We start from the raw sequence: 17,655 nt of genomic DNA, 5'->3' as shown, positions 1-17,655 counted from the left end.
CTTGCAAGTCTCATGCAGCGTGTCGTGGGGGCTGCATTCAAGCCGATTGCGGCGAGCAAAGCGATGGGGCAGGTCAACGAAGGGCGTAGAAATGAAAAAAGAGCCGAGGGCTCTTTGGGGGGCTGCAATCAGATGCGCAGGGCGAAGAATGTGGAGCGGGTAGAGGGAATCGAACCCTCAACTAAAGCTTGGGAAGCTTTCGTTTTGCCACTAAACTATACCCGCTTCGCAGCCCGACTTTTTACCAGAATCCAGGTGTCCTGGAAAGTCCAAGCAGCAAAAAAGCCTTGCAGCAGCGCTTGTCTACGGCTGGCAGGCCCCACCCCACGCTGTACTCACCCCGCCAACGCCTGCTGACCCGCCTCATAGCCATAGCGCTGCCGAGGTGTACGGGCCGGTTGCAGAAAACCCAGCATCGCGCTGCGGGTGTCTTCGCAGGCTGCCTTGTGCTCCATGTCCAGGAAGTGCCCGGCGTCGCGAATCACGCTGAACGCGCTCCTGTCCACATGCCGGGCGAACTGCCTGGCGTCCTCGACCGTGGTGTATTCGTCACGCTCGCCGTTGATGAACAACACCGGAATATCGATGTTGCGCGCCCCGTTCAATGCCCGCTGCAGGTCATGATCCAACACTTGGTGGATATGGAAGTGCATCTGCGCGTACTCGTGGCTGTCCAGGCTGCTGACGTGGCGATAGTTGAAACGCTTGAACAGCGAGGGCAGGTGCTTGCCGATGGTGTCGTTGACCAGATTGCCCACTCCAGGGCGGTCGCAGGCCGACAGGTATTGGCTGCCCCGCTCCAGGTAGTCGCGCATGGGGCCGTTGATCACCGGCGAGAACGAACTGATGATCGCCTTGTTCACCCGTTGCGGCTGGTGCGCCAGAGCCAGCAGCGTGCAAGCGCCGCCCCAGGAAAAGGACATGACGTGGTCGGCGCCGAAGTGCTCGACCAACTCCAGCAGGATATGCGCTTCGGTCTCCTTGCTCAGCAGCCGCTCATGGCGGTTGTGCGGCTTGGACTTGCCGGCGTAGGGCTGGTCGTACAGCACCACGTTGAAGTGCGGATGCAGGCTGCGCACGGTCTGGGCGAAGGAGGCGGTGGTGGCCAGCGAGCCATTGACCAGAACGATGGTCCGCTCTGCGGTCTGCGCGCGATAGAACTCCGTGTACACCCGGTACTGACCTTGGATATCAAGTACAGCGATTTCTGGCCTCATGTCATCGACTCCTGGCGCAAAAAGGGCACTCGCGTCATGTAGCGGCGGTCGGCTCGAACGCGCGAACACGCTGCACAGAGCCCTAGGGTGCAGGTCGCATGTGACAGGTAGGCATTCGCCTGGAAAGGAAGTGGGCGTCCGCGGTCGATCGTGTGCGATCAGCCTCAGCGCCAGTCGGCCGGGCGGTGACTGGCGGTGTTTCGCGGGGAGGACGCCGCGAAAGGGATGCGGGGAGGCTCAGAGCGCGCCGAAGACCTTCTTGGCCAGGCTGGTGGCCGCTTGCGCAGGGTTCTGGCGGATGCTCTGCTCCTGCTTGCCGATCATCTCGAACAGACCGTCCAAGGCTTTTTCGGTCACGTAGTTCTCGATGTTGGCGTCGTCCTTGATCAGGCCCAGGCCTTTGGCCTGGCCGGCGAAGCTGTTGTACTGCTGGGCCAGGCCGACCTTGTCGGTGGCCTGCTTGACGATCGGCAGGAACTTGGCGCGGATCTGCTCGCGGCTGCTCTTGTCCAGATACTTCGTCGCCGCTTCGTCGCCGCCGCTGAGGATGCCCTTGGCATCGGTCACGCTCATCTTCTTCACCGCGTCCACCAGAATCGCCTGGGCCTGCGGCACAGCGGCTTCGGCCGCCTTGTTCATGCTGGTTTCCAGAGCCTGGACCTGGTCGCCCTTGCCGAACATTTTCATGGCCTGGGCCGCCTTGCCGAGCTTGCCGGGCAACTCGATGCGCACATCGGGATTGTCACTGAAACCGCCGGGCGTGCTCAGTTGCTTGACGGCGATCTGCGCGCCTTGGGTCAGGGCGTCCTTGAGGCCGCCGGCAGCATCTTGCTGGGACAGGTTGCCCAGCGACAGGGCGAGGGCGCTGGCCGACAGCAGCAGACCGGCGCACAGGGTGGTCAAGCGCAGGGAGGAACGAATCATGAAGGCGTCCTTGAGGGCAGAAAGTGAATCGAACTCGGTGCAGCGGATCGGCTCCGATCCGCGCACCGATGGGCATCAGACATGCACCCTATCACGCGACGGAGGTATCGTCCCGATGCAGCGCCACCTGGCGGATCGACAGGCGCAGCTCCGCCGACAGCACGCGCTTGGCCACCCCTTCGGACAGTTCGCCGAGCTTGTCGTGGTAGCCCAGCTTGCCGCTGTCGTCCGGTTGCAGTACGCCTTCGCTGACCAGGGTCTGGATGAAGTGACGGAACAGCGTCTTGTCGAAGAACTCCGGTGCATTGAGGCCATGCAGGATCGACAAGCGCTGGGCCATCATCACGCACAGCGCTTCCAGTTCCTCGGCGTCCAGGCTGTGTTGGCCGCTGTTGAGCAGCAGCGAGGTGGCCATGTAGAAGCGTTGCAGGGTCTGGGTGATGGCGCGGGCCAGCAGGGTGAGCATCACGAACTGCCGTGAGCTCGGCGCCGGACGCAGGTACACCCCGTGCTCTTCGCGCAGCAACCCCTGCTCCACCAGCGCAGCCAGCCATTGATCGATGGCTTCGTCGAGCGCTTCGGGTGTCCAGCGCAGGAACAGTTCGGCCTGCAGGTACGGATACAGCGCGTGCACGTACTGCCCGAGCAACTCACGGCTCATCCGTGCGCTGCTGGTGAAGAAGCTCGCCAACAGCGCCGGCAGGGCGAAGATGTGCAGGATGTTGTTGCGGTAGTAGGTCATCAGCACCGCGTTGGCTTCGTCCAGGTACAGGATGCGGCCCAGCGCATCTTTCTGTTCGGACAGCAGCTCCATGCCTCTGACGTGCTCGATCAGCGCGCGACCGTCGCCCTCCGGCAGGGTGACGTGCGCGGAGTAGGGCACTTGACGCAGCAACGCCAGGTACAGGTCGAGCACGCGGATCAGCGCCCGCTCGTCCAGGGCCAGGCGGCTGGTCGACAGCAGCGCCAAGGCCACCAGGTTGACCGGATTGATCGCCGCCGCGCCGTTCAGGTGCTGGGCCACCTTCGCGCCCAGGTGCGTGGTGGTGTCGTTGAGCCAGGTCGGGCGGAACTGCGGCGCCAGGTCCTGTTCGCGCCAACCCGGCTGTTGTTGGTCGAGGAAGCCATTCAGGTGAATGGGTTCGCCAAAATTGACGTAGACCTCGCCGAAGCGCTGCCGGAGCGCGCCGATGACCTTGAAGATGTCGAAGATCGACTCCTTCTTCTTGCTTGCCCCGCGCAACTCACCCAGGTAGGTGCGGCCTTCGAGCACGCGCTCGTAGCCGATGTATACCGGTACGAAGACGATCGGCGTGCGCGAGGAGCGCAGGAAGCTGCGCAGGGTGATCGCCAGCATGCCGGGGCGCGGTTGCAGCATGCGCCCGGTGCGCGAGCGTCCGCCCTCGACGAAGTACTCCACCGGGAAGCCCTTGGTGAACAGGGTGTGCAGGTACTCGTTGAAGACGGCGGTGTACAGCGGATTGCCCTTGAAGGTGCGGCGCATGAAGAAGGCGCCGCCACGGCGTAGCAGGCTGCCGATCACCGGCATGTTGAGGTTGATGCCCGCGGCGATGTGCGGGGGCGTCAGGCCGTTGCGGAACAGCAGGTAGGACAACAGCAGATAATCGATATGGCTGCGGTGACAGGGGACATAGATCACCTCATGGCCGGGGGCAAGTTCCTGCACCTGCTCGATGTGGTTGACCTTGATGCCGTCGTAGATCTTGTTCCAGAACCAGCTCAGCACCACTTCAAGGAAGCGAATCGCGGTGTAGGTATAGTCCGAGGCGATTTCGTTGCCATAGTGCAGGGCCTTGGCTTCGGCCTTGGCGTAGGGGATCTTCTCGCGCTCGGCCTCGTCGCTGATGGCTTGGCGAACCAGCGGGTCGTGGACCAGGCCCTTGACCAGATTGCGCCGGTGGGAAATATCCGGGCCGATGACCGCCGTGCGCAGATTGCGAAAATGCACCCGCATCACGCGCTGGGCCATGCGCACCGTGCGTTCATGGCCTTTGTTGTGCTGCACCAGTTCGCGCAGGTGGATGGGTGCGGAGAACTGCACGCGGGTCTTGCGTCCGAGGATGAGCACGGTCAGCAGCCGGCGCAACCGCCCGGTAACTGCCCAACTGTCGGCGAACAGCAGTTTCCACGGGCTGTTCTCACTCGCGGGCGTCTGCCCCCAGAACACGCTGACCGGGATGATCTGTGCATCTTCCTCGGCGTGTTCGCTGAGGGTGGTCACCAGCCGTTGCAAGGTCGGCGGTGCGCCGCGCTTGTCCTGGCGACCGAGCCAGTCCGGGTCGGGGGTCAAGTAGAAGAACGCCGCAGGCTCGTGCAGCGGGCCGACGGCCACGGGCAGTACCGGGCGGGGCAGCCCCGCCTTGGTGCACTCGCGGTCGATCACCGCCAGGTCGGTGAGCGAGGGTGAAGGCAGGGCGTAGAACACCGGTCGGCTGCGGTCGAGGTTGAGCGTCAGCGAGGACTGGTTGATGGTCTCGGAACGCACCCACAGGTACAGGACGCGACGCAGGGCACCGAAAATCAGGCGGCGCAGGGGAGAACGGGTCATGGGGTGATTGCCCTGGGAAAATGTTTCAGGAGATATACCAGCAAGTTAGGCTGCCGTATCGGCATAAGTTCAGCAAAAATCGGCCATTTGAAGCCATGTCATAAAAATCTTTGTTATCCGACAGATACTCGGTCCGCACTTTGCAGGAAATTTCCGCAAGCTGCGTAGCCAGAGGAAGAAAATCCTCTGTCTGCACGGCGATCTTGAAAATAAAAATCCGGAGTGTTGCAGATGTCGTCTCGTGAGACTGGGAACGTGAAGTGGTTCAACGATGCCAAGGGCTTTGGCTTCATTCAGCGCGAGGGTGGAGCCGATGTCTTCGTCCACTACCGCGCCATCCGCGGTGAGGGTCACCGCACCCTGGTCGAGGGACAGCAGGTGGAATACTCCTTGGTGCAGGGCCAGAAAGGCCTGCAGGCCGAGGACGTCGTCGGCCTCTAAGACCGCTACGAGTGGCGAGCGACGAGCTGCAAGCGATGCCAATACCGACGTGAGTTCACCGGTCTTGCCGCTTGAAGCTTGAAGCTCGCCGCTGCTTTCCTGAAGCGCGCCGCTGCTTTCACGTGCGCCAGGTGATTTCTTCTTCGCCGTCAGTGCTGATGCGGATCCAGCGGTCGGCGTCTTCTTCGCCGTCTTCTTCGGCCCAACTGCCCGGCGCGCAGCGCACTTCCACGTTGAGCGCGGCGAAGGCGGCGCGGGCGCAGGCGATGTCATCGACCCATGGGGTCTGGTCGCTTTCCAGGTAGAGGCTGTTCCATTTCCCTACAGCCTTGGGTAACCAAGTGACCGGGATGTTACCGGCCATGCACTTGAAGGTCTGGCCTTTCTGCTTCCACTCGCTGCACGGGCCCAGGGCCTCGGTCAGCCAGGCGGCAATCTGCTTGTGATCGACGTCTGCGTCCTTGAGGTAGATTTCGATATCGGGTTGGCGCATTTCAGGGCTCCTGGTGTGCTCAGTCTTGGCGCACAAAATAGTCATAACGCATGGATACCGTGACCTCGAGTGGCGCGGGCTGCTCGATCACGCGAGTGCGCTTTTCGGCGCTGGCGCGCCAGCCGTGCGGGGTCATGGCCAGCAGGTCGGCACGGGCCTGGGCTTCGGGCAAGGTCAGGGTGAATTCCAGGACCTCGCCGTGGGCGTGCTGCATGCCTGCTGGTACCAGAGCCAGGTGCTTGTCGTCGGCGTAAGGGCGCACTTCATCGTAGAGCAGGCGACGCAGTTCCATCAGGTGGCCGTTGGTCGGCCCCACGCGCATCAGTCCGCCGCCCGGCGCCAGCAGGCGTTTCGCTTCCCGCCAGTCCAAGGGGCTGAAGACGCTGGCGATGAAGTCGCAGCTGGCATCGGCCATGGGCACACGGGCCATACTGGCGACCATCCAGGTGAGCTGCGGGGCGCGCCGGCACGCACGCTTGACCGCCTCCCGGGAAATGTCCAGGGCGTAGCCGTCGGCGGCAGGGAGCGCCTCGGCGATTCGTGCGGTGTAGTAGCCTTCGCCACAGCCGATGTCGAGCCACGCGCCGGGTGTGCGTTCGGCAGCCAGTTGCGCCAGTCGCGCGGCCACCGGCGCGTAGTGGCCGGCGTCGAGGAAATCGCGGCGGGCCTGGACCATGGCCTGGTTGTCGCCCGGGTCACGGCTGTTCTTGTGCTGCACCGGCAGCAGGTTCAGGTAGCCCTGGCGAGCGCGGTCGAAACGGTGGCCGGCCGCACAGGCCACGCCGTTGTCGAGCTGCGCCAGTGGCGCCTGGCAGAGGGGGCAGGCCAGCATCAGGCGAGCAACCGCACCAGGGTCTGGTAGTAGATTTCCGTCAACAGGTCCAGGTCACTGGCCAGGATGCGCTCGTCCACTTGGTGGATGGTGGCGTTGACCGGCCCCAGCTCGACCACCTGGGTGCCCAGGGTGGCGATGAAACGGCCATCGGAGGTGCCGCCGCTGGTCGAAGGCTGGGTGTCACGGCCGGTGACGGCCTTGATGCTCGACGACACCGCATCGAGCAACTCGCCCGGCTCGGTGAGAAACGGCAGGCCCGAGAGTGCCCAGTCGATCGACCAGTCCAACTGGTGCTTGTCGAGGATCGCCGCCACGCGCTGCTGCAGGCCTTCTACGGTCGACTCGGTGGAGAAGCGGAAGTTGAACAGCGCGGTCAATTCGCCCGGCACGACATTGGTAGCGCCGGTGCCGGCATTGAGGTTGGAGATCTGGAAGCTGGTCGGCGGGAAAAAGGCATTGCCCTGGTCCCAATGCTCGGCCGCCAGCTCGGCCAGCGCGGGCGCCGCCAGGTGGATCGGGTTGCGCGCCAGGTGTGGATAGGCAACGTGGCCCTGTTTGCCGCGCACGGTGAGGTGCGCGCCGAGCGAGCCGCGCCGGCCGTTCTTCACCACGTCGCCGAGCAGGGACGTGCTCGAGGGTTCGCCGACGATGCACCAGTCCAAACGCTGCTGGCGTGCCTTGAGGCGCTCGACCACAGCCTTGGTGCCATGATGCGCCGGCCCTTCTTCGTCGCTGGTGATCAGGAACGTGACCTGGCCGCGGTGATCGGGATAGTCGCGCACGAAGCGTTCGCTGGCGACCACCATCGAGGCCAGGCTGCCCTTCATGTCGGCGGCGCCGCGGCCGCAGAGCATGCCGTCGGCATCGATCAGCGCGTCGAAGGGCTCATGCTGCCATTGCTGCACGGGACCTGTGGGCACCACGTCGGTGTGACCGGCGAAGCACAGCACCGGACCGTCCTGCTGGCCGTGACTGGCCCAGAAGTTGTCGACATCTTCGATGCGCATCGGCTCGAGCTGGAAGCCGACCGCACCCAGGCGATTCATCATCTGGGTCTGACAGTCGGCATCGACCGGCGTCACCGAGGGGCGGCGGATCAGGTCGCAGGCCAGTTGAAGGGTAGGCGAGAGCTCGGCTGGGGCCGTCATGGAGAACTCCGGGGGCAAGGCAAGGCGAAAAATCTGGGGGCGTTATCTTATATCAAACGGGCCGGCGCAGGGGGCGCGATGCACCCCTGCGCTGCACAGGGCCTCAAGCCTGCTGCGGCTCGACCGCGGTGTGCGCCGGTTTGGGCAGCGAGGACAGGAAGGCCATTATCAAGGCCGCCAGGTACGGCAGCGACTGCACCAGCAGCATCGCCACCCAGAAGCGCATATCGGAGCTGGGCAGGCCTTGCACCAGGCAGATGCCGGCCGCCGCACTCCACAGCAAGAGCATGATGAACAGCTCTTCGCGGGCTTCGGAGATGGCCACCAGCAGACCATGGCTGTCGGCATTCTTTGGTGTGCGGAAGAACGGCATGCTGCTGGTGAAGAAGCCGTAGAGCACCGCCTTGGCGATGGTGTGCGACAGCGCCAGGCCCGCCAGGGCGGCGGCGAAGGCGTCGCGCAGGTCCACCCCCACCGCGCGGCGGTAGAGGAAGATGATCTTGCCGACCTTGAAGAAGAACAGCGCCAGCGGCGGGATGGCGAAAATCATCAGCGGCGGATCGACGCGGTGCGGCACGATGATCATCGCCGCCGACCACAACAGCGCCCCGACGGTGAAGAAGATGTTCATGCCATCGGCCACCCAGGGCAGCCAGCCGGCGAGGAAATGGTAGCGCTGGCCACGGGTCAGTTCGCTGCCCTTGCCGCGCAGCAGGGCGCCGGCATGATGCTTGATGATCTGGATGGCGCCGTAGGCCCAGCGGAAGCGCTGTTTCTTGAAATCGATGAAGGTGTCGGGCATCAAGCCCTTGCCGTAGCTGTTGTGGGCATAGGCGGCCGACAAGCCTTTCTCGAACACCCGCAGGCCGAGTTCGGCGTCTTCGCAGATGCACCATTCGGCCCAGCCCAGTTCCTCCAGCACACTACGCCGGGTCATGGTCATGGTGCCGTGCTGGATGATCGCGTCACGGTCGTTGCGAGTGACCATGCCGATGTGGAAGAAGCCCTTGTATTCGCTGTAGCACAGCTTCTTGAAAGCGCTTTCGTGCTGGTCGCGGTAGTCCTGGGGGGATTGCACCACGGCGATCTTCGGATCGGCGAAGTGCGGCACCATGTGCTTGAGCCAGTTGCGATCCACGCAGTAGTCCGAGTCGATCACCGCGATCACCTCGGCATCCTTGGCCGTGTGCGGGATCAGGTAGTTCAGTGCACCGCCCTTGAAGCCGGCCAGCGGCGCGACGTGGAAGAAGCGGAAGCGCTCACCGAGCTTTTCGCAGTGGGCCTTGAGCGGCTCCCAGACCGCAGGGTCCTTGGTGTTGTTGTCGATCACCAGCACTTCGTAGTCCGGGTAGTCGAGGGCGGCGAGGGCGTCGAGGGTCTGCTTGACCATCTCCGGTGGCTCGTTGTAGCAGGGCACGTGCACCGACACCTTGGGCCGGTAGGCGGTGTCGCCTTGTACCGGCAGGAATTCTCTTCGTCGTTTGTGAGTCCAGACCGCTTCGGCCAGCTCATGGGCCTCGGTGAGCAGCACGATGAACACGCCGATGGCGCCCAAGGCCAGTAACACGCCCACCGTCAGGCTGAACCAGGTGCTGTATTGCTGGCTGTAGTCATAGGCGATCCACACCAGCACCGAGCCGCACAGGAAGGTGATGAAGGTGAGGAACGTGCGACCGCGCTGACGCAACGCCGAGCCGTCGATCAGCAGCACGGCCAGGGCGATCATCGCCAGCACCACCGAGGCCACCGCCAAGGCGCGCCATTGCGGGATGGCCACCACCGGCCCCTCGAAGTTGAATTTCTGCTGGCGCTCGGCGTTGAACACGCCCCAGTAGGCGCCGACCGAGCCTTCGTCGCTGGCTTTCCAGGGCTGGTCGTAGGCTTCGATCACGAAGTAGTTGAAGCCGCGGCGGTTCAGGGTGTTGACCAGGGTTCGCAGGTAGATGGCCTGATCCGCCTGGGTGGCATCGGCGCCGCCACGCATGCGGCCGTTGCTCGGCCAGCCCACTTCCGACAGCAGCAGGGGCTTGCGGGGGAACTGATGACGCAGGTCGCGGGCGCGGTCCAGGACGAACTGCACCGAGTCGCTCATCGGCACGAACTCCCAGTACGGCAGGATGTGCGCGGCGATCAGGTCGACATGCTTGGCCAGCTCAGGGTGCGCCTTCCAGATGTGCCACTGTTCGCTGGTCGTCACGGGCACCTTCACCGCCGCGCGCACGCGGTCCAGGTACTGGATCAGCGCCTCGGGGGTGATCTCTTCGCGGAACAGCGCTTCGTTGCCTACCACCACCCGCACCACGCTGCGCGAGCTGTTGGCCAGGCCGATGGCTTTCTCGATCTCGCGTTCGTTGCGCTCCAGGTCGGTGCTGATCCAGATGCCCAGGGTCACGCGCAGGCCCAGTTCTTCGGCCAGGTGCGGAATCTCGGCCTGGGTACCCTCGACGGTATAGATACGGATGTTGTCGGTGAACTTGCTCAGTTGCTCCAGGTCCTGGCGCATCTCGTCTTCACTGGGGTATTGGCCCTTCTGCGGGCTCTCCCCGAGGCGGAAGGGTGAATAGGAGAAACCAGAGATCTGTTCCGGCCAGGCCGGCGCCGATACCGGGCGATTGATCAGCGCCCAGAAGCCGGTGAACAGCGCGGCGATGGCCAGGACGATCACCAGGTTGAGACCGAATTTGCGTGATGACATAAGTGCGTGAGCTTCCAGGCAAGGTGCAGGCAAGAGCCAGGGCGAATCCAGGTTCGAGTGTGGGCGGTGCAGAAACAGCCCCGAGCCGGCCACAGCCGACTTACGATTGGACATTAAAGCAGGATTGACAGGCTCTTTCCTAATGCTGGGCTGCCGGGGACGCATCGCGTCGACAAGACCTGGCTGACGGGCGCGCATGGCCTATAATGCGCCCCGGTTTTTTCGGGGTAGCAGCATGAGCACAGAAGATCCACGCTTCGCCGGCGTCGCCCGGCTGTACGGCGACGAAGGGCTGCAGCGCCTGCGCCAGGCCCATGTGGCCGTGGTCGGCATCGGCGGCGTCGGCTCCTGGGCGGCGGAGGCGCTGGCGCGCAGTGGCGTCGGCGAAATCAGCCTGTTCGACCTGGACGACGTCTGCGTCAGCAACACCAACCGTCAGGCCCATGCCCTGGAGGGCCAGGTGGGTCGGCCGAAGGTCGAGGTCATGGCCGAGCGTCTGCGCGCCATCGATCCGGCTTGTACGGTGCATGCGGTGGCAGACTTCGTCACCCGAGAGACCCTGCTCGAACACATCACCGAAGACCTGGACTGCGTGATCGACTGCATCGACAGTGTGCAGGCCAAGGCTGCGCTGATCGCCTGGTGCCGGCGGCGCAAGATTGCCATCGTCACCACCGGTGGTGCAGGCGGGCAGATCGATCCGACGCAGATCCAGATCGGCGACCTCAACAAGACCTTCAACGATCCCCTGGCTTCGCGGGTGCGTTCCACCCTGCGCCGCGACTACAACTTTTCGCGCAATGTCAGCCGCAACTATGGCGTGCCCTGCGTGTTCTCCAGCGAGCAACTGCGTTACCCCAAGGGCGATGGCAGCGTGTGCCTGCAAAAGAGCTTCGTCGGCGACGGCGTGCGCCTGAACTGTGCCGGCGGCTTCGGCGCGGTGATGATGGTGACCGCGACCTTCGCCATGGTGGCGGTCAGCAAGGCCGTGGAAAAGCTGGTGGCCGGTGCTCGACGGCCGTCGGAGCGGACCAAGCCCGACTGACCGTTGCGGTGCGCGTAGTGCGCCTCAGGCGTGGGCGCTCAGTTCGGCCATGCGCTGCAACACGGCATGCAGCCCGTTGCTGCGCGAGGGCGACAGTTGGCGTTCCAGGCCCAGTTGGGTGAACCACGCGCGCAGGTCCACGTCGGCCAGCGCGTGGTTGCCAAGGCCTTGTACGCGCGCCAGCAGCAAGGCCAGCAGACCGCGCAACAGGCGGGCGTCGCTGCTGGCCTTGAATTGCCAGCGGTCGTCGACGCGCTCGGCCACCAGCCACACCCGGCTTTCGCAGCCATGCACGCGGTTGGCCTCGACCTTGTGCTCATCGTCCAAGGGTTGCAGCCGATCGCCCCACTGCATCAGCAGCCTGGCACGCTGCTCCCAGCCTTGGCAGCGGTTGAACGTTTCGAGTGCCTCATGGGCTTGTTGCGGCAGACTCATCGCAGCAACTCCAGGCTTTGATCGAGGGCGTCGAAGAAGCGCTGCAGGTCGTCGCTGTCGTTGTACAGCGCCAGTGACACCCGAATCGCGCCTTCCAGTCCCATGCTTTTCAACAGCGGCATGGCGCAGTGATGCCCGGCACGCACGGCGATACCTTGTTCGGTGAGCAGGTGGGCGATATCGGCGTTATGCACGCCCTCCACGACGAAACTCGCCAGGGCGACCTGCGGGCTGGCCAGCAGGCGGACACCGTCGCGCTCGGTCAGGCCGCGCAGCAGGTGCCGGTGCAGCAGGCCTTCATGGGCGGCCACTGCGGCGGGGTCGAGAGTGCAAAGGTAATCGAGGGACGCGCCCAGCCCGATCACCCCGGCGATCGGCGGGGTGCCGGCTTCGAAGCCCAGTGGCGCCGGGCGGAAACTGGCCTGGTCGTAGTCGGCCACCTGAACCATCTCACCGCCGAATTGCCAATGACGTACTTGGCGCAAGGCCTCGGTGCGGCCGTAGAGCACGCCGACGCCATCGGGGCCATAGAGCTTGTGGCTGGAGAATACGTAGAAATCGCAGTCCAGCTGCTGGACGTCGTGACGGCCGTGGACCACCCCTTGAGCGCCGTCGACCACGCTCAACGCACCTTGGGCGCGGGCATGTGCCAACAGAGCCGGCAGCGGTTGCCAGGTACCGAGTACGTTGGACAACTGGCTGACCGCGAGCAGGCGGGTGCGCGGGCCGATCAGTTGCAGTGCCTGGTTCAGGTCGATCTGGCCTTGGGCGTCCAGCGGCAGGACCACCAAACGCAGGTTGCGACGCTGCGCCAGTTGCTGCCAGGGCAGCAGGTTGGCGTGGTGTTCCAGTGCACTGACGGCGATTTCGTCACCCGGCTGCAGGCCATGCTCCAGACCGTAGGCCAGCAGATTGAGCGCGGAGGTGGCGCCGTGGGTGAAGATGATCTGCCCGGCATCGCCCGTATTGAGCCAGGCAGCGACCTTGGCCCGGCTGGACTCGAACGCCTGGGTCGCCAGGGCCCCGGGCAGGTGTTGGGCACGATGAACGTTGGCGGCGCCCTGGGTGTAGTAGTGGCTCATGGCGTCGAGCAGCGCCTGGGGCTTTTGCGTGGTGGCAGCGCTGTCCAGATAGGTCTGGTGCTGGCGTTGCAGGGCGGCGATGGCGGGAAAATCAGCACGCCAGGGGGAGGGCTGGAACATGAGTGCGGGGCCTGGAATGAAAATCGGGTCTGACAGTAATTGCCAGACCCGATCTTAGCACTTCGAACCGCTGGGGGTGGGCGCGCGGCCTGCCACTCAGTTGTGTGCGTGCAGTGCCTCGTTCAGCTCGATCGCCGACTTGTGGGTTTTGCACTCCACGGCGCCGTTGAGCGAGTTGCGGCGGAACAGCAGGTCGGTTTGCCCAGCCAGGTCACGGGCCTTGACCACCTTGACCAGCTCGTTGTGTTCATCCAGCAGGTTCACTTTGGTGCCTGCGGTGATGTACAGGCCGGCTTCGACGGTGTTGCGGTCGCCCAGCGGGATACCGATGCCGGCGTTGGCGCCGATCAGGCAGCCTTCGCCGACCTTGATGACGATGTTGCCGCCGCCGGAGAGGGTGCCCATGGTCGAGCAGCCGCCGCCCAGGTCCGAGCCCTTGCCGACGAACACACCGGCCGACACGCGGCCTTCGATCATGCCTGGGCCTTCGGTGCCGGCGTTAAAATTGACGAAGCCTTCGTGCATGATGGTGGTGCCTTCGCCAATGTAGGCGCCCAGGCGCACGCGGGCGGTGTCGGCGATGCGCACGCCGCTCGGCACCACGTAGTCGGTCATCTTCGGGAACTTGTCCACCGAGATGACTTCCAGCAGTTCGCCTTTCAGGCGTGCTTCGAGTTGCTGCTCGGCCAGTTCGCTCAGGTCGATGGCGCCCAGGTTGGTCCAGGCGACGTTCGGCAGCAGCGGGAAGATGCCGGCCAGGGAAACGCCATGCGGCTTGACCAGGCGATGCGACAGCAGGTGCAGCTTGAGGTACGCCTCGGGGGTGGAGGTGAGCGCGGCGTCTTCGGCGATCAGCGTCGCCACCAGCGGCTTGTGGCTTTCGGCCAGGCGGGTCAGCAGTGCATGCTGGTTGGCGTCCACGCTTTTTACGGCGTCAGCCAGTTGCGCGGCCTGGGCCGGGCTGAAGGCGATGGCCTGGTTGCCACCCTCGTAGCCGAGGATCGGGCTGATGGCGGCGACCAGTTCGGCGCTCGGTGCGACCAATGGCTGTGCGTAGAAGACTTCCAGCCAGGTGCCCTGGCGGTTCTGGGTGCCGACACCGAAGGCCAGGCTGAACAAAGTGGTGGACATGCAATTACCTCGTACGAAAAGGGTATGGAGCGAATTCAGGTGAGGGCTGCGGCGTACTGGTCCGGCTTGAAGCCGACCAGCGTGCGCTCGCCCAGATCGAGCACCGGACGCTTGATCATCGACGGTTGCGCCAGCATCAGCTGGACGGCCTTGGCCTGATCCAGATCGGCCTTGCTGGCGTCGTCGAGTTTGCGGAAGGTGGTGCCAGCGCGGTTGAGCACGACCTGCCAGCCATGCTCGTCGCACCAGCGCTCGAGGCTGTCACGGTCGATGCCTTGGGTCTTGTAGTCGTGGAAGGCGTAGTCGATGGCCTGTTCGTCAAGCCAGGTACGAGCCTTCTTCATGGTGTCGCAGGCTTTGATGCCGTAGAGAGTGTATGCCATTGAATGCCTGGGCCGTCGGCGCTGGCCGAGCCGACCCTATACTCCTCGAAGAATGGGTGGGGCGATTATGCGGGATCGATGCCGAGGGCGCCACGGCTGGCTGCCCTGTGCTTTGGAACCCTTTATGTCATGCCCGGTCGAGTAGCAGGGGCCAGAGCGCGCCATGCGCCTGCGACCATCGTTCAGCGGCAGCGCTGGCCGCGAGCCGGTAACATCGGCCATGGCCGATCCGTTGGTCAGTTCTTCACCCTGCAGTCAGGAAACCTTGCGATGCAATCAGCCTATACCGTCCTCATCCTGCTGATGCTGGTGAGCGTTTCCAAGTTGCTCGGGCGCCTGTTGCCGCTGCCGCTGCCGTTGGTGCAGATCGGCGCCGGAGCGCTGCTGGCCTGGCCGACCCTGGGCCTGCATGTGGCCCTCGATCCCGAGCTGTTCCTGTTTCTGTTCCTGCCCCCGCTGCTGTTCGCCGACGGCTGGCGCATGCCCAAGCGCGAGCTGTGGCGCCTGCGCGGGCCGGTGGTGGGGCTGGCGGTCGGGCTGGTGCTGTTCACCGTGGTGGGCGCGGGCTACTTCATTCACTGGATCCTGCCGAGCATTCCCTTGCCTGTGGCCTTCGCCCTGGCCGCCGTGCTGTCGCCCACCGACGCCGTGGCCGTCTCGGCGATCACCCAGGACCGTCTGCCCAAGCCGCTGATGCACATGCTCCAGGGCGAGGCCTTGATGAACGACGCTTCGGGCCTGGTGACCTTCAAGTTCGCCCTGGCGGCGGCCATCACCGGCGTGTTTTCCCTGGCTGACGCCAGCCTGAGCTTCGTCCTGGTGGCCATAGGCGGGCTGGCGGCGGGCGTTGCGCTGAGCTGGCTGGTGGGGCGCTTGCGCGCCTGGATGATCGCCCGTGGCTGGGACGATCCGGCGACCCACGTGGTGTTCATGCTGCTGTTGCCCTTCGCCGCCTATGTGCTGGCCGAGCGCCTGGGCGTGTCGGGTATTCTGTCGGCGGTGGCGGCGGGCATGATGCAGAGCTGGCTCGACCTGCTGCCGCGCCAGACCAGTACACGCTTGCTCAACCGCAGTGTCTGGTCGCTGCTGGAATTCGCCTTCAATGGCTTGATCTTCCTGCTGCTGGGCTTGCAACTGCCGGACATCATCAAGGCGGTCGTCAGCCACGAGACGTCGCTGTGGCTGACCTTGGCCTGGCGTTGCCTGGACGTGGTGGCGATCTTCGTGGCGCTGGTGCTGCTGCGTTACATCTGGGTGCAGAGCGTCTGGCGCGCCATCGGCGCGGTGCGGCGCTGGCGTGGCAAGCCGGCATTGGTGATGGTGCCCAGTGCACGCTCCTGCTGGCTGTTGACCCTCGGCGGCGTGCGCGGTGCGGTGACCCTGGCCGGTGTCATGTCGGTGCCGCTGCTGATCAGTGCCGGCCAGCCTTTCCCCGAGCGCGACCTGCTGATCTTCATTGCCGCCGGCGTGATCTTGCTGTCGCTGGTCAGTGCCTGCATCGCGCTGCCGCTGCTGTTGCGCGGTGTCACGCTGAGCCCCGACGAGCGCCTGCATGAGGAGGTGAAGGAGGCGTGGCGACGCACCGCCGAGGCCGCTGTGCATGCGCTGGAGGCCGAGGATGTGGTGGACGCCGGTGCCGAGCAGGACGCGGCCCTGGCCACCCAGGCCGTCGAGCTCAAGGCACGGCTGATGGCCGAGTACCGCGACCAGTTGAAAAGCTACAGTGACACGGCCGAAGCCCGCGCCCTGGCCGAGCAGATGGACCTGCTGGAGCGTCGCCTGCGCCTGCGCGCGTTGCGCGCTCAGCGCCTGGAGCTTTACAGCCTGCATCGCCAGCACCTGGTCGGCGATGAAGTGGTGCGTCAGGTGCTGGGCGAGCTGGACATGAGTGAGGCGAATCTGGGAACGGTGCGCTAGCGCAGCATTTCAGCCGCGAGCCTGGAGAAACGCGCGGATCCGCTGCGCCGCCTCGATGCACTCGGCCAGCGGTGCCACCAGCGCCATGCGCACGCGCCCGGCTCCAGGATTGACGCCGTCCACGTCACGGGACAGATAGGAGCCCGGCACTACGGTCACGTGCTCGGCCTGGAACAGGTCGCGGGTGAAGTCGGCATCGCAGCCCGGCACCTTGGCCCACAGGTAGAAGCTGCCATCGGGGCGCTGGACATTCATCACCGGCTGCAGAATCTGCAGCACCGCTTCGTACTTGGCGCGGTACTGGTCGCGGTTGGCACGCACATGGGCTTCGTCCTGCCAGGCGGCGATGCTGGCCAGTTGGGTCTGCACCGGCATGGCGCAGCCATGGTAGGTCCGGTACAGCAGGAAGGGCTTGATGATCTCGGCGTCGCCCGCCACGAAGCCTGAGCGCAGCCCTGGCAGGTTGGAGCGCTTGGACAGGCTGTGGAACACCACGCAACGCTTGAAGTCGTTGCGACCCAACTCCGCGCAGGCGCTGAGCAGACCCGGTGGCGGCGCCTCTTCGTCGAAGTACAGCTCGCTGTAGCATTCGTCGGCGGCGATCACGAAGTCATGCTCGTCGGCCAGCGCGATCAACTGCTTGAGGGTGTCCATCGGCACCAGTGCGCCGGTCGGGTTGCCCGGCGAGCACAGGAACAGGATCTGGCAACGCTGCCACACCTCGGCTGGCACGGCGCCGAAGTCCGGGTTGAACCCGTTGCTTTCCAGGCACGGCAAGTAGTGCGGGGTGGCTCCGGCCAGCAACGCTGCGCCTTCGTAGATCTGATAGAAGGGGTTGGGGCTGACCACCAGGCCGTCGTCAGCCCGGTTCACCACCGCCTGGGTGAAGGCGAACAGTGCTTCGCGGGTGCCGTTGACCGGCAGGATGTGCCGCTCGGCGTCCAGCCAGCCAGCCGGTACGCCGAAGCGCCGCTCGCACCATTGGCCGATGGCCTGGCGTAGGGCGGGCAGGCCCAGGGTGCTGGGGTAGACCGCGAGCTTGTCAAGGTTGTCGGCCAGGGCCTTGGCGACGAACGCCGGGGATTCGTGCTTCGGCTCACCGATCGACAGGGCGATGGCGCGTTTGTCCGCCGCAGGCTTCACGCTGCCCAGCAGGGCGCGCAGCTTTTCGAAGGGGTAGGGCTGAAGCTGGGTCAAGGCATGGTTCATCGGCGCAAGGT

Annotated in this window: 15 protein-coding genes and 1 tRNA gene; 3 read left to right on the top strand and 13 right to left on the bottom strand. The window is 64.8% G+C overall.

Annotation, left to right across the window (positions count from 1 at the left end; translation table 11 throughout):
* Positions 1–151 precede the first annotated feature (151 nt).
* The 4 genes from Q7C30_RS11755 to plsB all read right to left on the bottom strand — a co-directional run bounded on the left by Q7C30_RS11755 (position 152) and on the right by plsB (position 4,710).
* A tRNA-Gly gene (locus Q7C30_RS11755) sits at positions 152–225 on the bottom strand.
* A gap of 110 nt (positions 226–335) precedes the next feature.
* The gene (locus Q7C30_RS11750; RefSeq protein ID WP_317871595.1) at positions 336–1,217 is read right to left on the bottom strand and encodes an alpha/beta hydrolase; all 882 of its coding nucleotides are present in this window, start codon (positions 1,215–1,217) and stop codon (positions 336–338) included.
* 237 nt (positions 1,218–1,454) lie between these two features.
* Positions 1,455–2,141: a DUF4197 domain-containing protein gene (locus tag Q7C30_RS11745; protein ID WP_029614929.1), complete on the bottom strand. Its 687-nt coding sequence runs from the start codon at positions 2,139–2,141 to the stop codon at positions 1,455–1,457.
* Positions 2,142–2,232: 91 nt separating this feature from the next.
* Positions 2,233–4,710 (bottom strand): glycerol-3-phosphate 1-O-acyltransferase PlsB, encoded by a 2,478-nt coding sequence (plsB, locus tag Q7C30_RS11740; protein WP_317871594.1) that lies wholly within the window; start codon positions 4,708–4,710, stop codon positions 2,233–2,235.
* 231 nt (positions 4,711–4,941) lie between these two features.
* Between plsB and Q7C30_RS11735 the strand changes: the two genes are divergently transcribed.
* The gene (locus tag Q7C30_RS11735) at positions 4,942–5,151 is read left to right on the top strand and encodes a cold-shock protein (RefSeq protein WP_029614930.1); all 210 of its coding nucleotides are present in this window, start codon (positions 4,942–4,944) and stop codon (positions 5,149–5,151) included.
* A gap of 118 nt (positions 5,152–5,269) precedes the next feature.
* Here Q7C30_RS11735 and Q7C30_RS11730 read toward each other — a convergent pair whose 3' ends face one another.
* From Q7C30_RS11730 to Q7C30_RS11715, 4 genes are all read right to left on the bottom strand, one after another.
* On the bottom strand, positions 5,270–5,644 hold the full coding sequence (locus Q7C30_RS11730; RefSeq protein ID WP_029614931.1) for a hypothetical protein: 375 nt from the start codon (positions 5,642–5,644) through the stop codon (positions 5,270–5,272).
* A gap of 19 nt (positions 5,645–5,663) precedes the next feature.
* Positions 5,664–6,476 carry a putative RNA methyltransferase gene (locus tag Q7C30_RS11725; RefSeq protein WP_039579619.1) on the bottom strand — a complete coding sequence of 271 codons (813 nt, stop codon included), beginning with the start codon at positions 6,474–6,476 and terminating at the stop codon, positions 5,664–5,666.
* Positions 6,476–7,627: a succinyl-diaminopimelate desuccinylase gene (gene dapE, locus Q7C30_RS11720; RefSeq protein WP_039579616.1), complete on the bottom strand. Its 1,152-nt coding sequence runs from the start codon at positions 7,625–7,627 to the stop codon at positions 6,476–6,478. The genes Q7C30_RS11725 and dapE overlap by 1 nt, the downstream gene beginning before the upstream one ends.
* Before the next feature lie 103 nt (positions 7,628–7,730).
* Positions 7,731–10,322, bottom strand: coding sequence for a glycosyltransferase (locus tag Q7C30_RS11715; RefSeq protein WP_039579615.1), 2,592 nt, complete (start codon positions 10,320–10,322; stop codon positions 7,731–7,733).
* 235 nt (positions 10,323–10,557) lie between these two features.
* Between Q7C30_RS11715 and tcdA the strand changes: the two genes are divergently transcribed.
* Positions 10,558–11,367: a tRNA cyclic N6-threonylcarbamoyladenosine(37) synthase TcdA gene (gene tcdA / locus Q7C30_RS11710; protein WP_029614932.1), complete on the top strand. Its 810-nt coding sequence runs from the start codon at positions 10,558–10,560 to the stop codon at positions 11,365–11,367.
* A 24-nt stretch (positions 11,368–11,391) separates the two neighbouring features.
* Here the strand turns inward: tcdA and Q7C30_RS11705 are convergent, their stop codons facing one another.
* From Q7C30_RS11705 to Q7C30_RS11690, 4 genes are all read right to left on the bottom strand, one after another.
* On the bottom strand, positions 11,392–11,802 hold the full coding sequence (locus tag Q7C30_RS11705) for a SufE family protein (protein WP_317871593.1): 411 nt from the start codon (positions 11,800–11,802) through the stop codon (positions 11,392–11,394).
* Positions 11,799–13,004: a cysteine desulfurase gene (locus Q7C30_RS11700; protein ID WP_317871592.1), complete on the bottom strand. Its 1,206-nt coding sequence runs from the start codon at positions 13,002–13,004 to the stop codon at positions 11,799–11,801. Before Q7C30_RS11700 ends, Q7C30_RS11705 begins: the two co-directional genes overlap by 4 nt.
* Positions 13,005–13,100: 96 nt before the next feature.
* Entirely contained in the window at positions 13,101–14,135 is a 1,035-nt protein-coding gene (gene dapD, locus Q7C30_RS11695; RefSeq protein ID WP_039579608.1) for a 2,3,4,5-tetrahydropyridine-2,6-dicarboxylate N-succinyltransferase, read from the bottom strand.
* A gap of 35 nt (positions 14,136–14,170) precedes the next feature.
* Complete coding sequence (locus Q7C30_RS11690) at positions 14,171–14,518, bottom strand: ArsC family reductase (protein ID WP_039579606.1); 348 nt, start codon at positions 14,516–14,518, stop codon at positions 14,171–14,173.
* 270 nt (positions 14,519–14,788) lie between these two features.
* Between Q7C30_RS11690 and Q7C30_RS11685 the strand changes: the two genes are divergently transcribed.
* Complete coding sequence (locus tag Q7C30_RS11685) at positions 14,789–16,435, top strand: Na+/H+ antiporter (protein ID WP_317871591.1); 1,647 nt, start codon at positions 14,789–14,791, stop codon at positions 16,433–16,435.
* Between the two features lie 9 nt (positions 16,436–16,444).
* On the opposite strand, the gene dapC is transcribed toward Q7C30_RS11685, so the two are convergent.
* On the bottom strand, positions 16,445–17,644 hold the full coding sequence (dapC, locus tag Q7C30_RS11680; RefSeq protein WP_317871590.1) for a succinyldiaminopimelate transaminase: 1,200 nt from the start codon (positions 17,642–17,644) through the stop codon (positions 16,445–16,447).
* Positions 17,645–17,655 lie beyond the last annotated feature (11 nt).

The sequence above is a fragment of the Pseudomonas sp. RAC1 genome (assembly GCF_030658255.1).
GTDB classification, from domain to species: domain Bacteria; phylum Pseudomonadota; class Gammaproteobacteria; order Pseudomonadales; family Pseudomonadaceae; genus Aquipseudomonas; species Aquipseudomonas boreofloridensis.
The sequence above is the reverse complement of the archived record's forward strand: the minus strand, read 5'-3'. Positions and strand labels throughout refer to the sequence as shown.